This is a genomic window from Curtobacterium pomorum, from assembly GCF_044497295.1.
Lineage (GTDB): Bacteria > Actinomycetota > Actinomycetes > Actinomycetales > Microbacteriaceae > Curtobacterium.
The window spans coordinates 693,411-709,434 of the sequence record NZ_CP172409.1; the positions used below are offsets into that span (position 1 = coordinate 693,411).

At 71.4% G+C, this 16,024-nt stretch carries 13 protein-coding genes; 9 read left to right on the forward strand and 4 right to left on the reverse strand.

The features are described 5' to 3' along the window. Nucleotides 1-130 precede the first annotated feature (130 nt). On the forward strand, nt 131-460 hold the full coding sequence (locus ACGH48_RS03365) for a hypothetical protein (RefSeq protein WP_123340175.1): 330 nt from the start codon (nt 131-133) through the stop codon (nt 458-460). A 27-nt stretch (nt 461-487) separates the two neighbouring features. Here ACGH48_RS03365 and ACGH48_RS03370 read toward each other — a convergent pair whose 3' ends face one another. Then, nucleotides 488-775: a GNAT family N-acetyltransferase gene (locus tag ACGH48_RS03370; protein WP_396290189.1), complete on the reverse strand. Its 288-nt coding sequence runs from the start codon at nt 773-775 to the stop codon at nt 488-490. Nucleotides 776-830: 55 nt separating this feature from the next. Here ACGH48_RS03370 and ACGH48_RS03375 point away from each other — a divergent pair, with 55 nt between their 5' ends. The 3 genes from ACGH48_RS03375 to ACGH48_RS03385 all read left to right on the forward strand — a co-directional run bounded on the left by ACGH48_RS03375 (nt 831) and on the right by ACGH48_RS03385 (nt 4,144). Next, on the forward strand, nt 831-1,685 hold the full coding sequence (locus ACGH48_RS03375; protein WP_396290190.1) for a DNA-methyltransferase: 855 nt from the start codon (nt 831-833) through the stop codon (nt 1,683-1,685). A 103-nt stretch (nt 1,686-1,788) separates the two neighbouring features. After that, on the forward strand, nt 1,789-3,597 hold the full coding sequence (locus ACGH48_RS03380; RefSeq protein ID WP_396290191.1) for an alpha/beta hydrolase: 1,809 nt from the start codon (nt 1,789-1,791) through the stop codon (nt 3,595-3,597). A 40-nt stretch (nt 3,598-3,637) separates the two neighbouring features. Beyond that, nucleotides 3,638-4,144 carry a hypothetical protein gene (locus ACGH48_RS03385; protein ID WP_396290192.1) on the forward strand — a complete coding sequence of 169 codons (507 nt, stop codon included), beginning with the start codon at nt 3,638-3,640 and terminating at the stop codon, nt 4,142-4,144. Nucleotides 4,145-4,253: 109 nt separating this feature from the next. On the opposite strand, the gene ACGH48_RS03390 is transcribed toward ACGH48_RS03385, so the two are convergent. The 3 genes from ACGH48_RS03390 to ACGH48_RS03400 all read right to left on the reverse strand — a co-directional run bounded on the left by ACGH48_RS03390 (nt 4,254) and on the right by ACGH48_RS03400 (nt 9,136). Continuing rightward, the gene (locus ACGH48_RS03390) at nt 4,254-6,683 is read right to left on the reverse strand and encodes an MDR family MFS transporter (RefSeq protein ID WP_396291156.1); all 2,430 of its coding nucleotides are present in this window, start codon (nt 6,681-6,683) and stop codon (nt 4,254-4,256) included. 145 nt (nt 6,684-6,828) lie between these two features. Next, nucleotides 6,829-8,073 (reverse strand): glycosyl hydrolase, encoded by a 1,245-nt coding sequence (locus ACGH48_RS03395; RefSeq protein ID WP_396290193.1) that lies wholly within the window; start codon nt 8,071-8,073, stop codon nt 6,829-6,831. A 13-nt stretch (nt 8,074-8,086) separates the two neighbouring features. Continuing rightward, complete coding sequence (locus ACGH48_RS03400) at nt 8,087-9,136, reverse strand: LacI family DNA-binding transcriptional regulator (RefSeq protein WP_396290195.1); 1,050 nt, start codon at nt 9,134-9,136, stop codon at nt 8,087-8,089. Between the two features lie 122 nt (nt 9,137-9,258). Here ACGH48_RS03400 and ACGH48_RS03405 point away from each other — a divergent pair, with 122 nt between their 5' ends. The 5 genes from ACGH48_RS03405 to ACGH48_RS03425 are packed head-to-tail and all read left to right on the forward strand — an operon-like array spanning nt 9,259 to nt 16,002. Further along, nucleotides 9,259-10,548: an ABC transporter substrate-binding protein gene (locus tag ACGH48_RS03405; protein WP_396290196.1), complete on the forward strand. Its 1,290-nt coding sequence runs from the start codon at nt 9,259-9,261 to the stop codon at nt 10,546-10,548. Between the two features lie 30 nt (nt 10,549-10,578). Beyond that, nucleotides 10,579-11,517 carry a sugar ABC transporter permease gene (locus ACGH48_RS03410; protein ID WP_340197877.1) on the forward strand — a complete coding sequence of 313 codons (939 nt, stop codon included), beginning with the start codon at nt 10,579-10,581 and terminating at the stop codon, nt 11,515-11,517. A gap of 38 nt (nt 11,518-11,555) precedes the next feature. Continuing rightward, entirely contained in the window at nt 11,556-12,410 is an 855-nt protein-coding gene (locus ACGH48_RS03415) for a carbohydrate ABC transporter permease (protein WP_123293697.1), read from the forward strand. After that, nucleotides 12,407-14,731, forward strand: a complete 2,325-nt coding sequence (locus tag ACGH48_RS03420; RefSeq protein WP_396290197.1) for a glycoside hydrolase family 3 protein — start codon at nt 12,407-12,409, stop codon at nt 14,729-14,731. The genes ACGH48_RS03415 and ACGH48_RS03420 overlap by 4 nt, the downstream gene beginning before the upstream one ends. After that, nucleotides 14,719-16,002, forward strand: a complete 1,284-nt coding sequence (locus ACGH48_RS03425; protein WP_396290199.1) for a glycoside hydrolase family 125 protein — start codon at nt 14,719-14,721, stop codon at nt 16,000-16,002. Before ACGH48_RS03420 ends, ACGH48_RS03425 begins: the two co-directional genes overlap by 13 nt. The last annotated feature ends 22 nt before the right edge of the window (nt 16,003-16,024 follow it).

The window sequence follows — 16,024 nt, forward strand, 5'->3', positions numbered from 1 at the left end:
AGCAGAGGGGGGACGCTCCGGCCGCCGCTCGACCAGTGTGACGACCGACTCCATGAACCACACGTGCGGATCATGAGAATCCCCCGCGCGGCTGATGTCGTGGCCGGATCGTCCACGTAGCGTCGCTCGCGTGAACTGGTTGATCTTCCTGGGGGCGGTGGCCGCCGTGGCCGTCGTGGTGTGGATCGCCGATCGCGTGGGGTGGATCGACCTGTCGAACAAGTCCACGCGCAGCGGCGGATCCGGAGGCATCGGCGGGATGCTGGACGAGGTGTTCGCGCCGACCCGCCACGAGACGCAAGCCGAGTACGAACGGCAGTCGCGCCTCCCGAAGGAGGCACCGTCACCGGCGGACGACGACCACGACCTGCTCAGCGGCAGTGTGCTCATCAAGGTGCCGACGGTGCGGAGCGCCGGCCGGCACGAAGCCCGCGTCGGGACGCACGACCGGTCGTACTGACCGGTCGACGATCGCTCGCCGTGCGCGTCAGCGGGTGGTGAGCTCCTGGTAGTCCGGGTGCCGCTCGATCCACGCGTGCACGTAGCTGCACTGCGCGACGACCCGTCGTGACGAGCTCGCGCGCACGTCGTCGAGCGCGTGCCGCACGAGGATCGACGCGTGCCCGCCACCACGGTGCTCGGGATCGACCTCGGTGTGCACGAAGCGGATCTCGTCGCCGTCGATCTCGTACGCGGCGAGGCCGATGACCTCGCCGTCCTCGACCAGGGAGTACTGCTGCTTGTCGGTGTCGTTGCGGACCTCGGGTGCTGCCATGCGCCGAGGCTACGCCGCGAGCCCGAGTCGCCGCTGGCTGCGCCACAATGGTCCCGTGCACACGGGAGACGACCGAGGCCCGGACCGCGTCGTCCTCGGCGACGCCCTCGACGTGACCCCGGCGCTCGCCGACGGGTCGTTCACCGTCGTGTACCTCGACCCGCCGTTCAACACGGGGCGGTACCAGCGGCGGCATGCTTCGTCCGCGGTGCCGAGCGCCGACGGGCCGGTGATGGGGTTCCACGGACGGACCTACGAGCGGGTCCGCGGCGACCTGATGCGGTTCGACGACCGGTTCGAGGACTACTGGACGTTCCTCGAGCCACGGCTGCTCGAGGCCTGGCGACTCCTCACCACCGACGGCACCCTGTACCTGCACCTCGACTACCGCGAGTCGCACTACGCGAAGGTCCTGCTCGACGCGCTGTTCGGCCGCGAGTCGTTCCTCAACGAGATCGTCTGGGCCTACGACTACGGCGCCAAGTCCAAGTCGCGGTGGCCGACCAAGCACGACACGATCCTGGTCTACGTGAAGGACCCGTCGCAGTACTGGTTCGACTCGTCGGCGGTCGACCGCGAGCCCTACATGGCACCCGGGCTCGTCACGCCCGAGAAGCGGGAGCGCGGCAAGCTCCCCACCGACGTCTGGTGGCACACGATCGTGTCGCCGACCGGCAAGGAGAAGACGGGCTACCCGACGCAGAAGCCCGAGGGCGTGCTGCGGCGGATCGTGCAGGCGTCGTCGCGCGAGGGGGACTGGGTGCTCGACTTCTTCGCCGGCAGCGGGACGACCGGCGCGGTGGCGTCGGCGCTCGGGCGGCGGTACGTGCTGGTGGACGACAACCCGGCGGCGATCGACGTGATGCGGAAGCGCTTGCCGGGGGCGTCGTTCGAGGTCGCGGCGGTCTGACGCCGACGACGGGTTCCGGAACCGGAACGTCCGCCCCTCGTCGTCGATGGGTATGGTGGGGAGCCTCGGCCGTCGACGGACGGACGCGAGCATCACGGGGGCGATGTTGGGGACCATACCGTTCGACGAAGGCGCGGCGAACAGCCTGATCACGGCGGCGACGGCAGCGGACATCACGTTGCTGTTCGCGGCGTCCGCCCGTCGATCAGCCGCCGAGGACGCCGCAGCCGACTTCTCCGGCGCCTACGCGGACCGCTTCGCCGAAGCCGCGGTGGCCGAAGCCGGAGACCGTGTCCGCCTCGCCGGGGCGCTCGGTCGACTCGCCGACGCGGTGCAGGTCGTCATCGGTGAGGCCCAGCGAGAGCGCGAACGGCTGGCGAACGTCGACGCCTGGCAGGGACGCGAGACCGCGCGACAGCAGGCCGACGACGAACCGCTGGGGATCTTCGAGGTCAAACCCACACCGATGTTCGACCCGAAGCCCTCGGACGTCCCGATCCGACCCACACCGATCTCGGCGTCGTTCTCCGCGTCGGACCGCCCGCGAACTGCCGGCGGGTCGAGCATGGGCCGGAGTTCGGCGGACCCGGAGCGGCTCCGGACCTTCGTGGCGTCGGCGCGCGCCTCGGATCGCGGGTTCTCGGAGCGTGCGGAGCAGCTGCGGACGGCGTGGTCCGGCTTCACGACCGACTGTTCCTGGGCGGAGGTGTCCAGTTCGACGCTCCTCACGGGGTTCGACCGGTACCTGCAGGAGAACGCTTCCGATGCCGATTGGATCGAACGGATCGCGTCCGCGTTCGAACGCGCCGGCGGGAGCAACGGTCTCTCGAACACCGTCCTCGACTTCGCCGCGGCCGCGACGATCCCCCCGTCGTTCCGGACCCTGCTCACACCAGGGGCCACGCCGGCCGAGGTCGCGGCGACCTGGGCGGGTCTCGGCCTGACGAAGGGGGACGAGGCGGACCTCCAGGCGTTGCCGCTCGAGGTGCTCGCCATGCTCGGGAACCTCGAGGGGATCCCGTACTGGGCGCGGGACACCGCGAACCACGAGGTCCTCGACGACCGACTCGCACGGAAGAACCTCGATCCCGACGAGCGCGAAGCGCTGAAGAGCATCCGGGCCAGCTTGGGGGAGAACCGGTTCCTCATCTCCCTGACGGGAGACGTCCCGCCCCTGGCCGCCGTCTCGATCGGCGACCTGGACACCGCGACCAACGTCACCTGGGCCGTTCCCGGGATGGCATCCAGTACCAAGACGATGACGGGGTGGGTCCAGGCCGCACAGAACGTCGCGGACGAGCAGTTCAAGGTGGACGGCCCGGGAAACCGCGCGGTGATCGCCTGGATGGGCTACGACGCACCGCCAGCACCGCCCGACCTCGGCGTCTTCAACGAGGACGCGGCCGAGAGCGGCGGGGCGAACCTCGCGGCATCGATCCGTGGGCTCGACGCCGCTCGTGCGGGCGACATGCCCCGGACCAACGTCCTGGCGCACTCGTACGGCACCACGACGGCGTCGATCGGGCTCACGGCACCTGGCGTCCACGTCGACTCGTTCACGTCGATCGCTTCCGCCGGCATCCCGCAGACCATCCCGACGGCGGAGGACATCCAGGCCGACCACGTCTACGCGGGACAGGCGCAGGACACGATGGTCGGCATCCCCGGGCTGGGCGACCAGTACGCGTACATCGGCAGGGGCTTCAGCGTGCCCTACCGACTCGACCCGACGAGTTCCAGCTTCGGCGCGGAGACCTTCGGCGCGGACGGCACCGACGGCTTCGAGCCGGTGAAGGACCACGGCGTGCACACGGAGAGCGGCAACGGCTACCTCGACCCGGGAACCGAGTCGCTGCGGAACGTGGCGAAGACGACGACCGGGCACGGCGACCGAGTGACACCGGCAGGGTGACATGCTGGACACCCGACGACCGGACGGAGAACCGACACCGATGACCGCTCTGAAGCAGTGGATCGCAGTCACCGTGACCACGATCGCGATCGTCGGCGCAACCGCCGGCTGTTCTGGAGGACAGATGCAGAACCAACCGACCCAGGAGCCGGCGGATGCGAAGCGCAGCATCCAGCAGCTCGTCGACGACACGACCGACGCGCTCGGCGGGACGTGGCAGGTCGAGGAAGGGCCGCGGCTCGGCACGTGCGAGGACGAGCGCGGCGTCGGCGAGGGCGTGAACTACACGTACATCAAGTCCCGTGCCGACCGTGGCGACGTCGACCAGGGGATCCGAACGGTCGAGAAGCTGTGGGGCGAGCGCGGACTCGACACGAAGCGGTTCTCCGATGCCGACGGGTCCTACAGCGGTGTCGACGGCAAGGGGGACGGCGTGGCCAACATCGGTTTCCAGTCCTCCGACCTCGGCGGGGGCGACACGGTCAGCGGTACCTCGGCGTGCGCTGCCGGTGACTACGTCGAGATGCGCGAGCGAGAGCGCTCCTAGCGTCCGCTCCGTTCACGACGTTCCAAGGGTCGTACGACGCGTGGAACGTCGGAACGGGCGCGCATCACGAGCGCCGGCAGGCGTGCGGGCAGACCAGCCCGCCCGCGCACTACTCCGCCGAGTGCCGCCCGTGCGGGTGCTCCGCGTCGGCGTCCGGGTCCACTGCCGCGTGGGCGGCCCTGGTCCGGATCGCACCGGTCGTCGTCGGGGGCTCGTCGACCGGCGCAGCCGCCGAGTGCGCGCCGTGCGTCGTGGCGTCGGGCAGCGGAGCGCGGGTGTCATCCGTGGCGACGTCGTTCGGCAGCACATCGTCGGGCAGCACCGACACGTCGGACGAACCGGCAGCGCGAGCCGACCGGGGCTGGGCGGGCACGTCGGGCGAGGTCGGCACCGAGTCCGACGAGCCGACCGCGGCCGAACCCGATCCGGCACCGGCACCGGCACCGGCTGCCGCAGCGTCGGCGTCAGCGGTCCGTGCGGCGTCCGCCTGCTCCTGCAGTGCCGACGTCTTGCGCAGCGGCGGGACCCGGAAGAACCAGGTCAGCACGAACGCGAGCAGGATCACCGCGAGCCCGACGTAGTACACGCGGACGGCCGAGTCGCTGAACCCGACCAGGAACGGACGGGTGAGCCGCTTGTCCGCGCCGTTCAGGAACGAGGTGTCGCTCGTCGCCGCGGAACCGGACGAGCTCGCACTCGAGTCACCGCTTTTGAGCTGCTTGATGAGCGTCGGGGCGACCTCGTCGACGACGTTCTCGCGTTGCGCCTCGTCCGAGTAGTCCACCTGCAGCGTGCCGTCGACGACGGTCGCGTTCGCCTTGGCCGCAGCCGTCTCGAGGGCCTGCTGCTCGGCGGCCGGCTCGGCGTCGTCGACCTGCTGGGCGATGACGGTGTCGGCTGCGGCGGCGGGGAGCTTGCCCGCTGCGACCTGCTGCTGCACGGCGGCCGTGACCTGCTTCGTGACGGCGGCGTCGGCGGCTTCCTTCGCCTGCACGGCGCCCTTGTTCAGGCCGTCCTGCACGTTCTTCTGCACGGGATCGACGATCTTCGTCCAGATCTGGTCCATCACGCCCTTGTTCTCGGACGCGTTCGCCACCGACGGCGTGAGCGCGGCGTTCAACGCGCTCTTCAGGTCGGTCTCGTTCTGCATCGCCGCGGTGATGTTCGTCGGCATCAGGGTGAACAGGACCGACAGCAGCACGGCGGTGCCCATGGTGCCGCCGATCTGCCGGAAGAACGTCGCGGCGCTGGTCGCGACGCCGATGTCCCGCGGGGACACCGAGTTCTGCGCCGCCAGGGTCAGCGTCTGCATGAGCTGCCCGAGCCCGAGGCCGATGCCGAACATGCCGAGCATCAGGAACCAGAGGGGACGGTCGGCGGTCAGGAAGGTCAGGACCGTGAAGCCGAGCGCGGTGAAGGCCGTGCCGGTGATCGGGAAGACCTGGTAGTTGCCGGTCCGCGAGATGATCTGACCCGAGGCGATCGACGAGATCATCAGGCCGAGCACCATCGGGAGCATCGCGAACCCGGACTCGGTCGGGGTGACGCCCTTCACGATCTGCAGGTACAGCGGGATCGTCAGCATCGCGCCGAACATCCCGAAGCCGACGAGCACCGAGAGGATCGCGGACATCGAGAACACCCGCGAACCGAACAGCTTCATCGGGAGGATCGCTTCGCTGCCCATCGCCCGTTCGACGATGATGAACGCGATCAGCCCGGCAGCGCCGATGCCGTAGCAGGCGAAGGCGCCGGGGGAGCTCCATCCCCACTCGCGGCCCTGCTCGGCGATGAGCAGCAGCGGTACGAGGGTGACGATGACGAGCGTGGCGCCCCACCAGTCGATGCGGGGCTTGCCGCGGTCGCCGAACTTGGGGAGGTGCAGGAACGTCAGCACCATGAACAGTGCGATGACGCCGATCGGCACGTTGATCAGGAACACCCAGCGCCAACCGGAGATGAACAGCAGCTCGCTCGCGCCGGCGAAGACACCACCGACGAGCGGGCCGATCACCGACGAGATGCCGAAGACGGCCAGGAAGTAGCCCTGGTACTTCGCCCGCTCGCGGGGCGCGAGCATGTCGCCCATGATCGCCAGCGGCAGGGACATCAGACCACCGGCGCCGAGCCCCTGCAGCGCGCGGAACCCGGCGAGCATGAGCATCGAGGTCGAGAACGACGCCGCGAACGAGCCGAGGATGAAGATGCCGATCGCCGTGATGAACAGCGGCCGCCGACCGAAGATGTCGGAGAGCTTGCCGTAGATCGGCGTCGTCACGGTCGAGGCGATCAGGTACCCGGTGGTGACCCAGGCCTGCTGGTCGAGGCCGTGCAGGTCGTCACCGATGGTGCGGATCGCGGTGCCGACGATCGTCTGGTCGAGGGCTCCGAGGAACATGCCGGCCATCAGGCCGTAGATCACCAACAGGATCTGTCGGTGGTTCATCACGACGTTGGACGCCGTGGTGGGGGCCGCGGGTGCGGTCGCCGTCTGGGTCATGAGCAGGGTCTCCCGGTACCGATGCGCTGGCGAAACGATTTTTGCGCTGCCTGCAAAGTTACATCTGCCGCAAGTGGTCGGTCGCTCAGGAGCGGCTTCCTGTGTGGATCGGCAGTCACGGTACGCCGGGATCGCGGGCTCGGTGACGAACGCGGTCAGGGCCGGGAGGCCCGGCTCGGCCCCGTCAGACCGCTGCGGTCTCCACGACCCGGGTCACACCCCGTGCCGCCAGCGCCGCGGGCTCGGCTGCGGTCCGGCTCGTCACGACGGTCACGGCCTCGCCGGCGGCGCGCAGTCGGTGCCAGTGCTCGAACACCGGGCCGCCCGGCGCCAGGTCCGTCCGACGGAGCGGCAGGTCGGCCTCGTCGACGTCGACCACGACGGCACTCGTCCGCGGGGTCGGGGCCGGAGCGGAGCGCCGGGCATCGGCGACGACCTCGGCGTAGCGACGACCGAGCGGCTTCACGCGGTTGTCGACGTCGAGCAGGCCGAGCGAGTACTCCAGGTCCTTGAAGTCGCCGAGGTCGCGGGAGACGTCGTGTGAGCACCACCACGTGACCGCGTGCAGGCGCTCGGTGGTCAGGGCCGCGGCGACGGTGCGCTCGAGGAACTCCGGCATCTCGGACTCGGCGAGGTGCCGGTCGGGGGCCCCGACCTCCTGCAGCCAGACCGGTCGGTCGAGGTCGGTGGCGAAGGCGCGTGCCAGTTCGATCATCCACTCGGCGTGCCGCACGGACTCGTCGGAGAGTGCGCCGTACCGACCGGCCACGCCGTTGAAGATCCAGGAGTGCACCGTCGTGACGTCACCGAGTCGGCTGGCGTGCGCCGGCACGAACGGGTGGCCGTCGCGGTACCAGAGGTGGTCGTTCTCGGAGTGCGTGACGACGTGCCGCGGGTCCTTGTCGCGGGGCGCTCCGAGCAGGGACTCGAGCCAGTGCGTCACCTGCGCGGTGTCGGCCGGCATCGCGGCGGGGTTCGGCGGCTGGAACTGGTTGAGCTCGTTGCCCAGGGTCAGGCCGGTGAAGTTCGGGCGGTCGCGCACGGCGTCGTACACGGCGGCGACCAGGGCGGCCTGCGCGTCGATCGCCGGCTGGTCGGTGAACATGTTGCCGTCGTGCCAGTTCACGAGCCACGCCGGGATGAAGTCGAACCCGGACATGTGCCCCTGGACGACGTCGACGCTGGCGTCCAGCCCGAACTCGGCGGCGATGTCGACCACCAGTGCCACGTCGTCGAGGGCCCGTCGTCGGATGAGCGTGCGGTTCGGCTGCAGCGTCGGCCACAGCGGGAACAGCCGGACGTGGTCGAGGCCGAGGGCGGCGATCGCCTCGAGGTCACGGCGGATCGCGGACTCCTCCACCGACTGCCACTGGAACATCCAGTCGGTCGAGGGCACGTAGTTCACGCCGAAGCGCGTGGCGGTGGTCATCGGTCTCCTTCGGTCAGGGAGCGGTGGCGGCGGTGGCGGGCGCGGGGCCGGTCGAGCCGCGGACGTGCAGGGCGCGCCCGCCGACCTCGGCATCGTCGACCTCGTCGCCACGGACGAGGCGTTCGACCAGGGCCACCGCGGTGCGGGCGGACTCCTCGACGGGGGCGTCGAGGGCGGTCAGTGACGGACGCACGATCGACGAGACCCACGAGTCCTCCCATGCGACGACGGACAGGTCCTCGGGCACGCGGACGCCGAGCTCGGGGGCGTGTGCGATCACCTCTGCCGCGATCGCCTCGCCGTCCAGGACGATCGCGGTGGCGCGGTCGAGGCGGGCGAGCAGGTCCGCCACCGGGTCCTCGGCGTCGGCGCGCCACCCGAGCACGAGCGCGTCCACGCCCCGACGCGCGGCCGCGGCGGTGAAGCGGGCATCGCGGGCGCCGGTGTGGGCGAGCGCCGGGCCGTCCCCGACGCGGGCGATCCGACGGTGCCCGAGCGAACCGAGGTGGTCGAGCAGGGACTCGGTCGCGTCGGCGTCGCCCACGGTGACCGCCGGGACGGTGCTGCCGGGGATCGGCGCGCCGAGCATGACGGCCGGGGCCGCCAGGTGCTGCAGCATCGGGATGCGGGGGTCGTCGGTACGGACGTCGACGAGCAGGAAGCCGTCGACCCGCTGCTCGGTCCACCACTGGCGGTAGACGGCGGCTTCGTCGTCGGCCTGCACGAGGGTGACGGACAGTGACCACCCGATCGCGGCGAGGGGCTCGGTCAGGCCGGCGATCAGCCGCATCGTGAACGGGTCGCGCTGGAAGGTGTCGCGCGAGCGGGCGAGGACCAGCCCGAGGCTGTGCCCCGCGTTGCCGGAGAGCTTGCGGCTCGCCAGGTTCGGCCGCCAGTTCAGGTCGTCGGCGGCCTTGCGGATGCGGGCCGCGGTGGCGGCGGAGACGTTCGGTCGGCCGTTGAACACGTGCGAGACCGCCGAGGTCGAGACGCCGGCGCGCTTGGCGACCTGCGCGATGGTCACGCGGCGGCGGTCGACGGCTCCGGCGGTGGTGTCGCTCATGCCGTCGAGCGTAGAGGCTTGACCACCTCGTGTAAAGCGGTATACGTTGCTCGTCACCTGAAGTACACCGCTGTACCAAAACGCATCGCGACCGCTCCACCATCCACTGCCAGGGAGGCACCGTGACGGACGGCATCAGTAGGCGCACCCTCATCGGAGCCGGGCTCGGCGCCGGCATCCTCGCGCCGATCCTGGCCGGGTGCAGCGCGCTCACCCCGGCCTCGAGCGGCCCGGGCACGCTGAGCGTGCACACCCAGCTCAGCGGCGCGGTCGCCGGCGCGCAGACGTTCACGGACGTCGTCGCCGCCTACCGTCGTCGCACGGACCGCAAGGTCGCCCTGCTGTCGAACGGGTCCGACCTGCCGATCGTCTTCGAGACGAGCTCGCTCGCCGGCAAGGAGGCGGACGTCGCGATCGTGAACATGGTCGGGCGCACGTTGTCCTGGACGGGCGAGGACGCCACGATCGACGTCTCCCGGTACCTCGACGAGTGGGACCTGCGCGACAAGATCATCCCCGAGGCGCTCGAGGAGTGGACCGACGACCAGGGGCGACTCCGGGCGTTCCCGTTCACCCGGACGAACTGGCCGGTGTCGTACAACACGGCACTGCTCGAGGAAGCCGGCGTGAGCGAGATCCCGACGACCTCGGACGCGCTCATCGCCGCCGCCGACCGCCTGCGCTCCGCGGGCATCGGGCCGGTCACCGTCGGCGGGTCGGACTGGAGCGGACAGAAGCTCCTCATGCAGGTCATCCAGGGATTCGTGTCGCAGGACGAAGCGGCGGAGGTCTTCTCCACGGGCAGGATCTCGGAGAGCGCCGGTGCCGTCCGCGGCGTCGAGCACTTCGTCGAGCTCCGCGACGCCGGGGTCTTCGTCGACTCGGTGCAGGGCTTCACCTCGGACTCCGAACTGACGCAGTTCACCACCCGCAGGGCCGCCATCGTCCCCGCGATGTCCTCCGCCCTCGCGCTGGTGTCGAAGGAGCGCGCGAAGGAGGTCACCGTCGGCGGGTGGCCGGTGCCGTCGAAGGACGCCGCCATCGCGCACCCGAGCGTCATCAAGAGCTACAACGGCCACGGCATCTGGATCAGCGAGAACGGCCGGGCGAAGCTCGACCTCGTCAAGCCGTTCGTGCAGTACCTGTACTCGTCGGCGGTGACGAGCGAGTTCATCCTCGACTCCGGCCGGGACATGAGCCGGATCACCGACACCGTCAGCCGCGACTTCCCGCTCGTCGCCCAGGCGTCGAAGCTCACCGACGACCAGGTCACCCCGGTGATGCTGCCCGATCTGCTCGTGCCCGACTCGGCCTACGAGCCGATGATCCGCGCGACCAGCCTGGCCTACGGCTCGGGCACCTCGGCCGAGCGCATCATCGACCTCTTCGAGCGCGCCTACACGGCCGCCTGACCCACCCGACCCTGCGAGAAGGAGCTCCCCATGGCAGTGCTCGTCGAGGAACCACCCGTCCGGTCGGCGTCGAACCCGCCCGGGCCCGTCCGCCGCGGATCCCGCGCCGTCGGCACCGGTCGCGGCAGCTTCCCGACCTTCGCGATCCCGGCGCTCGTCTGGTACGGCCTGTTCATGATCGGGCCCGTCGTGGCCATGATCGTGATCGCCTTCCTGAGCTGGCCCGGCATGCTCGTCTCGCCGACCTTCGCGGGGCTCGACAACTTCCGGGTGCTCTTCTCCGACGAGACCTTCTGGGCCGCGGTCCGGAACAGCACGGTCCAGATCGTCGTCGGCCTGCCGATCATGATCGTGCTGGCGTTCCTGCTCGCCTTCCACGTCGTGCAGAAGCCCCGCGGTCACAAGGTGCTGCGCTACCTGCTCTTCATCCCGGCACTCATCTCGGCACCGGCCACGGCGATGATGTTCTACGCGATGCTGAACCCCGACGGCCTGGTCAACGGTGTGCTCGCGACCCTCGGCATCGGCGGCAAGGCCTGGCTGGCCGACCCCGCGACCGCCCTCGGAGCGCTCATCGTCGTCGACCTGTGGGCCGGCATCGGCTACTCGGCGGTGCTCATCGCGAGCCGGCTCGACGGCGTCGACACCGAGGTCGTGCAGGCCGCCCGCATGGACGGCGCGGGGTCGTGGCGGCTGGCGTGGGGCGTGTACTGGCCGATCGCGCGGGACTTCATCGGGGTCGTCGCGATGCTGCAGTTCCTGTCGATGCTCTTCAGCTCGGCGCAGAACGTGCTCCTGCTGACCCAGGGCGGCCCGGGCACCGCGACCACGACGCTGTCGTACCTCGTGTACCAGAAGGCCTTCGTCGACACCGACCTCGGCTACAGCCAGGCGGTCGGCGTCGTCCTGTTCGTGCTCGGACTCGCGGGGATGTTCGTGATCCGCCGCGTCCTGCGCAAGACCCACTGACCTCGACGTCCCTGACCGACAGACCCCGGGAGACCACCATGGCGAAGCCCACCGCCGGCATCCGGCTGCGAGACCGGATCGGCTCCATCACGAGCGGCACCGTGGCGTGGATCTACGCCGCCCTGCTGATCCTGCCCTTCTACTACTTCGTGGTGTCGTCGTTCAAGGACAACGACGGGATCTTCGAGTCCCCACTGGCGCTGCCGGCGTCGTGGGACCTGTCGAACTTCACCGAGGCGATCCGCCAGGCCTCGCTCGGACCGGCGATCGCGAACTCGGCGATCACGACGGTGGCGGCCCTGGTGCTGACGCTCGTGCTCGCACTGCCGGCGTCGTTCGCCCTCGCCCGGGCCACCGGTCGCGCGGGACGGATCGTCGAGGGGCTGTTCTCGCTCGGGTTCCTCATCCCGTCGTTCGCGGCGCTGTTCCCGACGTTCCTCCTCGCCGCGGGCATGGGGCTCTTCCACACCCGGACGTTCCTCGTGCTCCTGTTGCCCGCGACCGCGATGCCCCTGGCCGTCGTGATCCTGACCCAGTTCATGCGGACGATCCCGCGCGAGCTGGAGGAGGCCGCGTCGATGGACGGTGCCTCGGCGTGGCAGGTGATGCGCCAGGTGTACCTGCCGATCTGCATCCCGGGCATCGCCACCGTGCTGCTGCTGAACTTCCTGTCGTTCTGGAACGAGTACCTGTACGCCCTGGTGCTCATCGGGCCGGACACCGCGCAGCGGACGATCCAGGTGGCGCTCCCGACGCTGAAGGTCGACGCCGGCACCGACTACGGGATGCTCATGGCCGGCACGCTGTTCACGCTGCTGCCGGTGTACCTCGTCTACTCGATCCTGCAGCGCCAGATGCAGCGCGCCCTGGTGTCCGGAGCGATCAAGGGATGACCGAGCACCCGACCGAGCACCCGACCGGACACCAGACCGCGACCAGCCTCGACGTCCGCGCCCGCATCGGCCAGCTCAACCAGCGTCTGAAGGGCTGGGAGGCCGTCCGCTGGGTCGACGGCCGGCCGCGGATCACCGACGTCCTGCGCGCCGAGGTCGACCGGTGGGGTGGCATCGGCGCGGTCTACGGCGTGCTCCGTGCCGACCCCTGGTCCGGCGTGCACTGGGGCAACGGCATCCCGCCCGAACGCTCCGCCGAGGCCTACGCCGCCGTGCAGGACCACGTCGTCGCGCACAGCGACGGTGGTGTCCCCACGCTCTTCGTCGAGGAGGTCCCGCACGGGCTTCAGGCCCTCGGCGGCACGACGGTGCCGGTGAACCTCGCCCTCGGCGCCGCCATGGACGAGCAGCTCGTCGAGGAGCTGGCCGCCGCGGTCGCCGCCGAGGTCCGGGCCCGCGGCACCCACGTCGCCCTCGTCTCCGGGCTCGACGTCCTGCGCGACCCCCGGTGGGGCCGGAGCGAGGAGTGCTGGTCGGAGGACGCCGCGCTCGCCGCGATCATGGTCGCCGCCACCGTGCGCGGCATGCAGGGTGGTGGCCCCGGCCCCATCGACGACCGACACGTCGCGGTCGTCGCGAAGCACCTGGCGGGGCAGGGCGCCGGCATCGGCGGTCGCAACGGCTCCGGCGCGCCGATCGGTCGTCGCGAACTCGCCGAGGTGCACCTGCCGCCGGCGCTCGCCGCCGCACGCGAACACGTCGCCGGGTTCATGGCGGCCTACAACGACGTCGACGGGGTGCCGTGCTGCGGCAACCGCGACCTGCTCACGACCACGATCCGCGACGCGTGGGGCTGGGACGGGCTCGTCATGGCCGACGGGACCGCCGTCGACCGGCTGCGCGACGTCACCCCCGACCCGGCCTCGGCGGCTGCGCTCGCCCTGCGTGCCGGGGTCGACCTGAGCCTGTGGGACGAGGCGTACACGCACCTCGACACGGCGCTGGACCGCGGCTCGGTCAGCACCGAGGACCTCGACCGTGCGGTCGACCGCGTGCTCGCCCTCAAGCGCCGCGTCGGCCTGCTCGGCACACCGGAACCGGCACCGGCACACGTCCCGACACCGGGACCCGTGCCGCCCGCCGAGGCACTCGAGCGCACGACCACCGCCCTCGCCGAGCGTGCCGCCGGCCGCGCCGTGGTCGCCCTGGGCGGAGCGCTGCCCGCGATCGCGCCCGACGCCGTCGTCGCCGTGGTCGGCCCGAACGCCGACGACGTCGACGCGCTCCTCGGCGACTACGCACCGCCGAGGCCGCCCGTCGACCCGGGCGCGGCCACCGTCCGCTCCGCCCTGGAGGCCCGGCTCGGCCCCGCCCGGATCCGCACCGCCCGGGGCAGCGGGCTCCGACACCCCCTGCCGGGCCCCGATGGACTCCTCGCGGTCCGCACCGCGCTCCGCGGCGCCGACGTGGCGGTGGTCGTGCTCGGCGGCTCGAGCCGGCGTGCCTACGACGACGGCTTCGAGGACAACGGTGCCGTCAGCGGTCCGGCACCGGACACCACGAACGGCGAGGGGGTCGACCTGGCCTCGATCGCCGTGCCCGAGGCGCAGCTCGACGTGCTCCGCGCCGCCCGCGAGAGCGGTCTGCCGGTCGTCGCGGTCGTCGTCGACGGTCGACCGCGGGTCCTGACCGAGGTGCTCGCGCTGGCGGACGGCGTGCTGGTCGTGCCGTTCCCGGGGCCGTCCGGCGGTCGTGCCGTCGCGGACGTGCTGTTCGGCGCCCCGGCCGAGGGGCGGCTCCCCGCGACCTGGCCCGGCGCCGACGGCGTCCTGCCGGTGGCGCACGACGAGCGGCTCGAGACGGCACGCGGCTACGTCGACGTGACCAGCCGCTCGACCGTGACCGGTGCACCCGGGCCGGGCGACGGGGTGGACGTCCGTCTGGCGGAGGGGAGCGACGCGGTGACTGCCGTGCGCCTCCTGGCCGGCGGGACGGTGACGGTCCCGGTGACGGTGCGCAACAGGTCGGACGCGCCCCGTCGGGTGTCGGTGCCCCTGTGGGGGCGGCGGCGGGAACCCGGTGTCCGACCGCGGCGACGGCGACTGCTCGCCCTGGTGACGGTCGACGTGCCCGCTGGCGGGACCGTCGACACCGCGTACGCGCTCGGACTCGATGCGCTCGGCACGTGGGACGCTGGTCTCCGGCTCGGTGCGCGGCCGCTCGAACTCGACTGCTGGACGGACGACGTGCTCGATCCACCCGGGTCGACGCGGACCGTCCGCGTCACCGACGGACAGGAGTCAGTGCGATGGGTGTCGTGACGCGGACGCAGCTCGAGGAGATCACGCCGACGCTGGTGGCGGCCGCCGACCGGGTCCGCGCCGCGGTCGGCACCGAGGTCGGGGACCGGGTGGAACGCGCGCTCGTCCGGACGCTGCGGGACACGATCTCGCTCGACGACGACGGCGCCTTCGTCATCACGGGGGACATCCCGGCGATGTGGCTCCGCGACTCGACGACGCAGATGACGCCGTACCTGCGGTTCGCGGCGGACGACCCGGCGCTCGCGGACCTGCTCTGGGCGGTCGTGCGGCGGCAGTTCCGGCTGATCGAGCACGACCCGTACGCGAACTCGTTCAACCGCGAGCCGAACGGCGCGCACTACGACCCGGACGACCTGAACGCCGACCCGCTAGTGTGGGAGCAGAAGTACGAGGTGGACAGCCTGGCCTACCCGGTGACGTTCGCGCACGCGCTGTGGCGGGCGACCGGCTCCACGGCGGTACTCGACGAGCGGGCGCACCGGGTGTTCCGCACGATCGTGGCGCAGTGGCGCGCCGAGCAGGACCACGACGCCTCGGCGTACCGGTTCGTGCGCGACGGGGCGATCCCGACCGAGACCCTGGCGCGTGACGGCCGCGGTACCCCGGTCGCCGTGACGGGCATGACGTGGTGCGGGTTCCGCCCGTCGGACGACGCCTGCACGTACGGCTTCAACGTGCCCGCGAACCTGTTCGCCGCCGAGGCGTTGCTCGCCGTCGCTGCGATCGCCCGCGAGGTCTGGTCCGACACGGGGCTGGCGGACGACGCCGACGTGCTGCGCGCGAGCATCCTGGACGGCGTCCGGCAGCACGGCATCGTGGCCGGGCCGGCGGGTGCGGACGTCTACGCCTACGAGGTCGACGGCCTGGGCGGCGTGCTGCTCATGGACGACGCGAACACGCCGTCGCTGCTGTCGCTGCCCCTGTCGGCGCCGTCGGTGCTCGACGACGCGGTGTGGGCGGCGACGCGGGACTTCGTGCTGTCACCGGCGAACCCGTACTGGTTCAGCGGCACCGCGGCCTCCGGGGTCGGCAGCCCGCACACGTTGCCGCAGCGGGTGTGGCCGATCGCCCTGGCGGTCGAGGGCCTCGTGTCCGGGTCGCCGGCGCGCCGTCGGGAGCTGCTCGACGTGCTCGTGGCGACCGACGGCGGGACCGGCGACATGCACGAGTCGTTCGACGTCGAGGACCCGACGCGGTTCTCGCGCCCGTGGTTCTCGTGGGCGGACGCGATGTTCTGCGAACTGGCACTGGCGGCGGCCGAGGACTGATCCTCGGCCGCCGCCAGTGCGG

Bases quoted from the DNA above. Each gene is read 5' to 3' on its own strand.
- ACGH48_RS03370 (WP_396290189.1), bottom strand. From the start codon at position 775: ATGGCAGCACCCGAGGTCCGCAACGACACCGACAAGCAGCAGTACTCC.
- ACGH48_RS03380 (WP_396290191.1), top strand. From the start codon at position 1,789: ATGTTGGGGACCATACCGTTCGACGAAGGCGCGGCGAACAGCCTGATC.
- ACGH48_RS03385 (WP_396290192.1), top strand. From the start codon at position 3,638: ATGACCGCTCTGAAGCAGTGGATCGCAGTCACCGTGACCACGATCGCG.
- ACGH48_RS03395 (WP_396290193.1), bottom strand. From the start codon at position 8,073: ATGACCACCGCCACGCGCTTCGGCGTGAACTACGTGCCCTCGACCGAC.
- ACGH48_RS03400 (WP_396290195.1), bottom strand. From the start codon at position 9,136: ATGAGCGACACCACCGCCGGAGCCGTCGACCGCCGCCGCGTGACCATC.
- ACGH48_RS03410 (WP_340197877.1), top strand. From the start codon at position 10,579: ATGGCAGTGCTCGTCGAGGAACCACCCGTCCGGTCGGCGTCGAACCCG.
- ACGH48_RS03415 (WP_123293697.1), top strand. From the start codon at position 11,556: ATGGCGAAGCCCACCGCCGGCATCCGGCTGCGAGACCGGATCGGCTCC.
- ACGH48_RS03420 (WP_396290197.1), top strand. From the start codon at position 12,407: ATGACCGAGCACCCGACCGAGCACCCGACCGGACACCAGACCGCGACC.
- ACGH48_RS03425 (WP_396290199.1), top strand. From the start codon at position 14,719: ATGGGTGTCGTGACGCGGACGCAGCTCGAGGAGATCACGCCGACGCTG.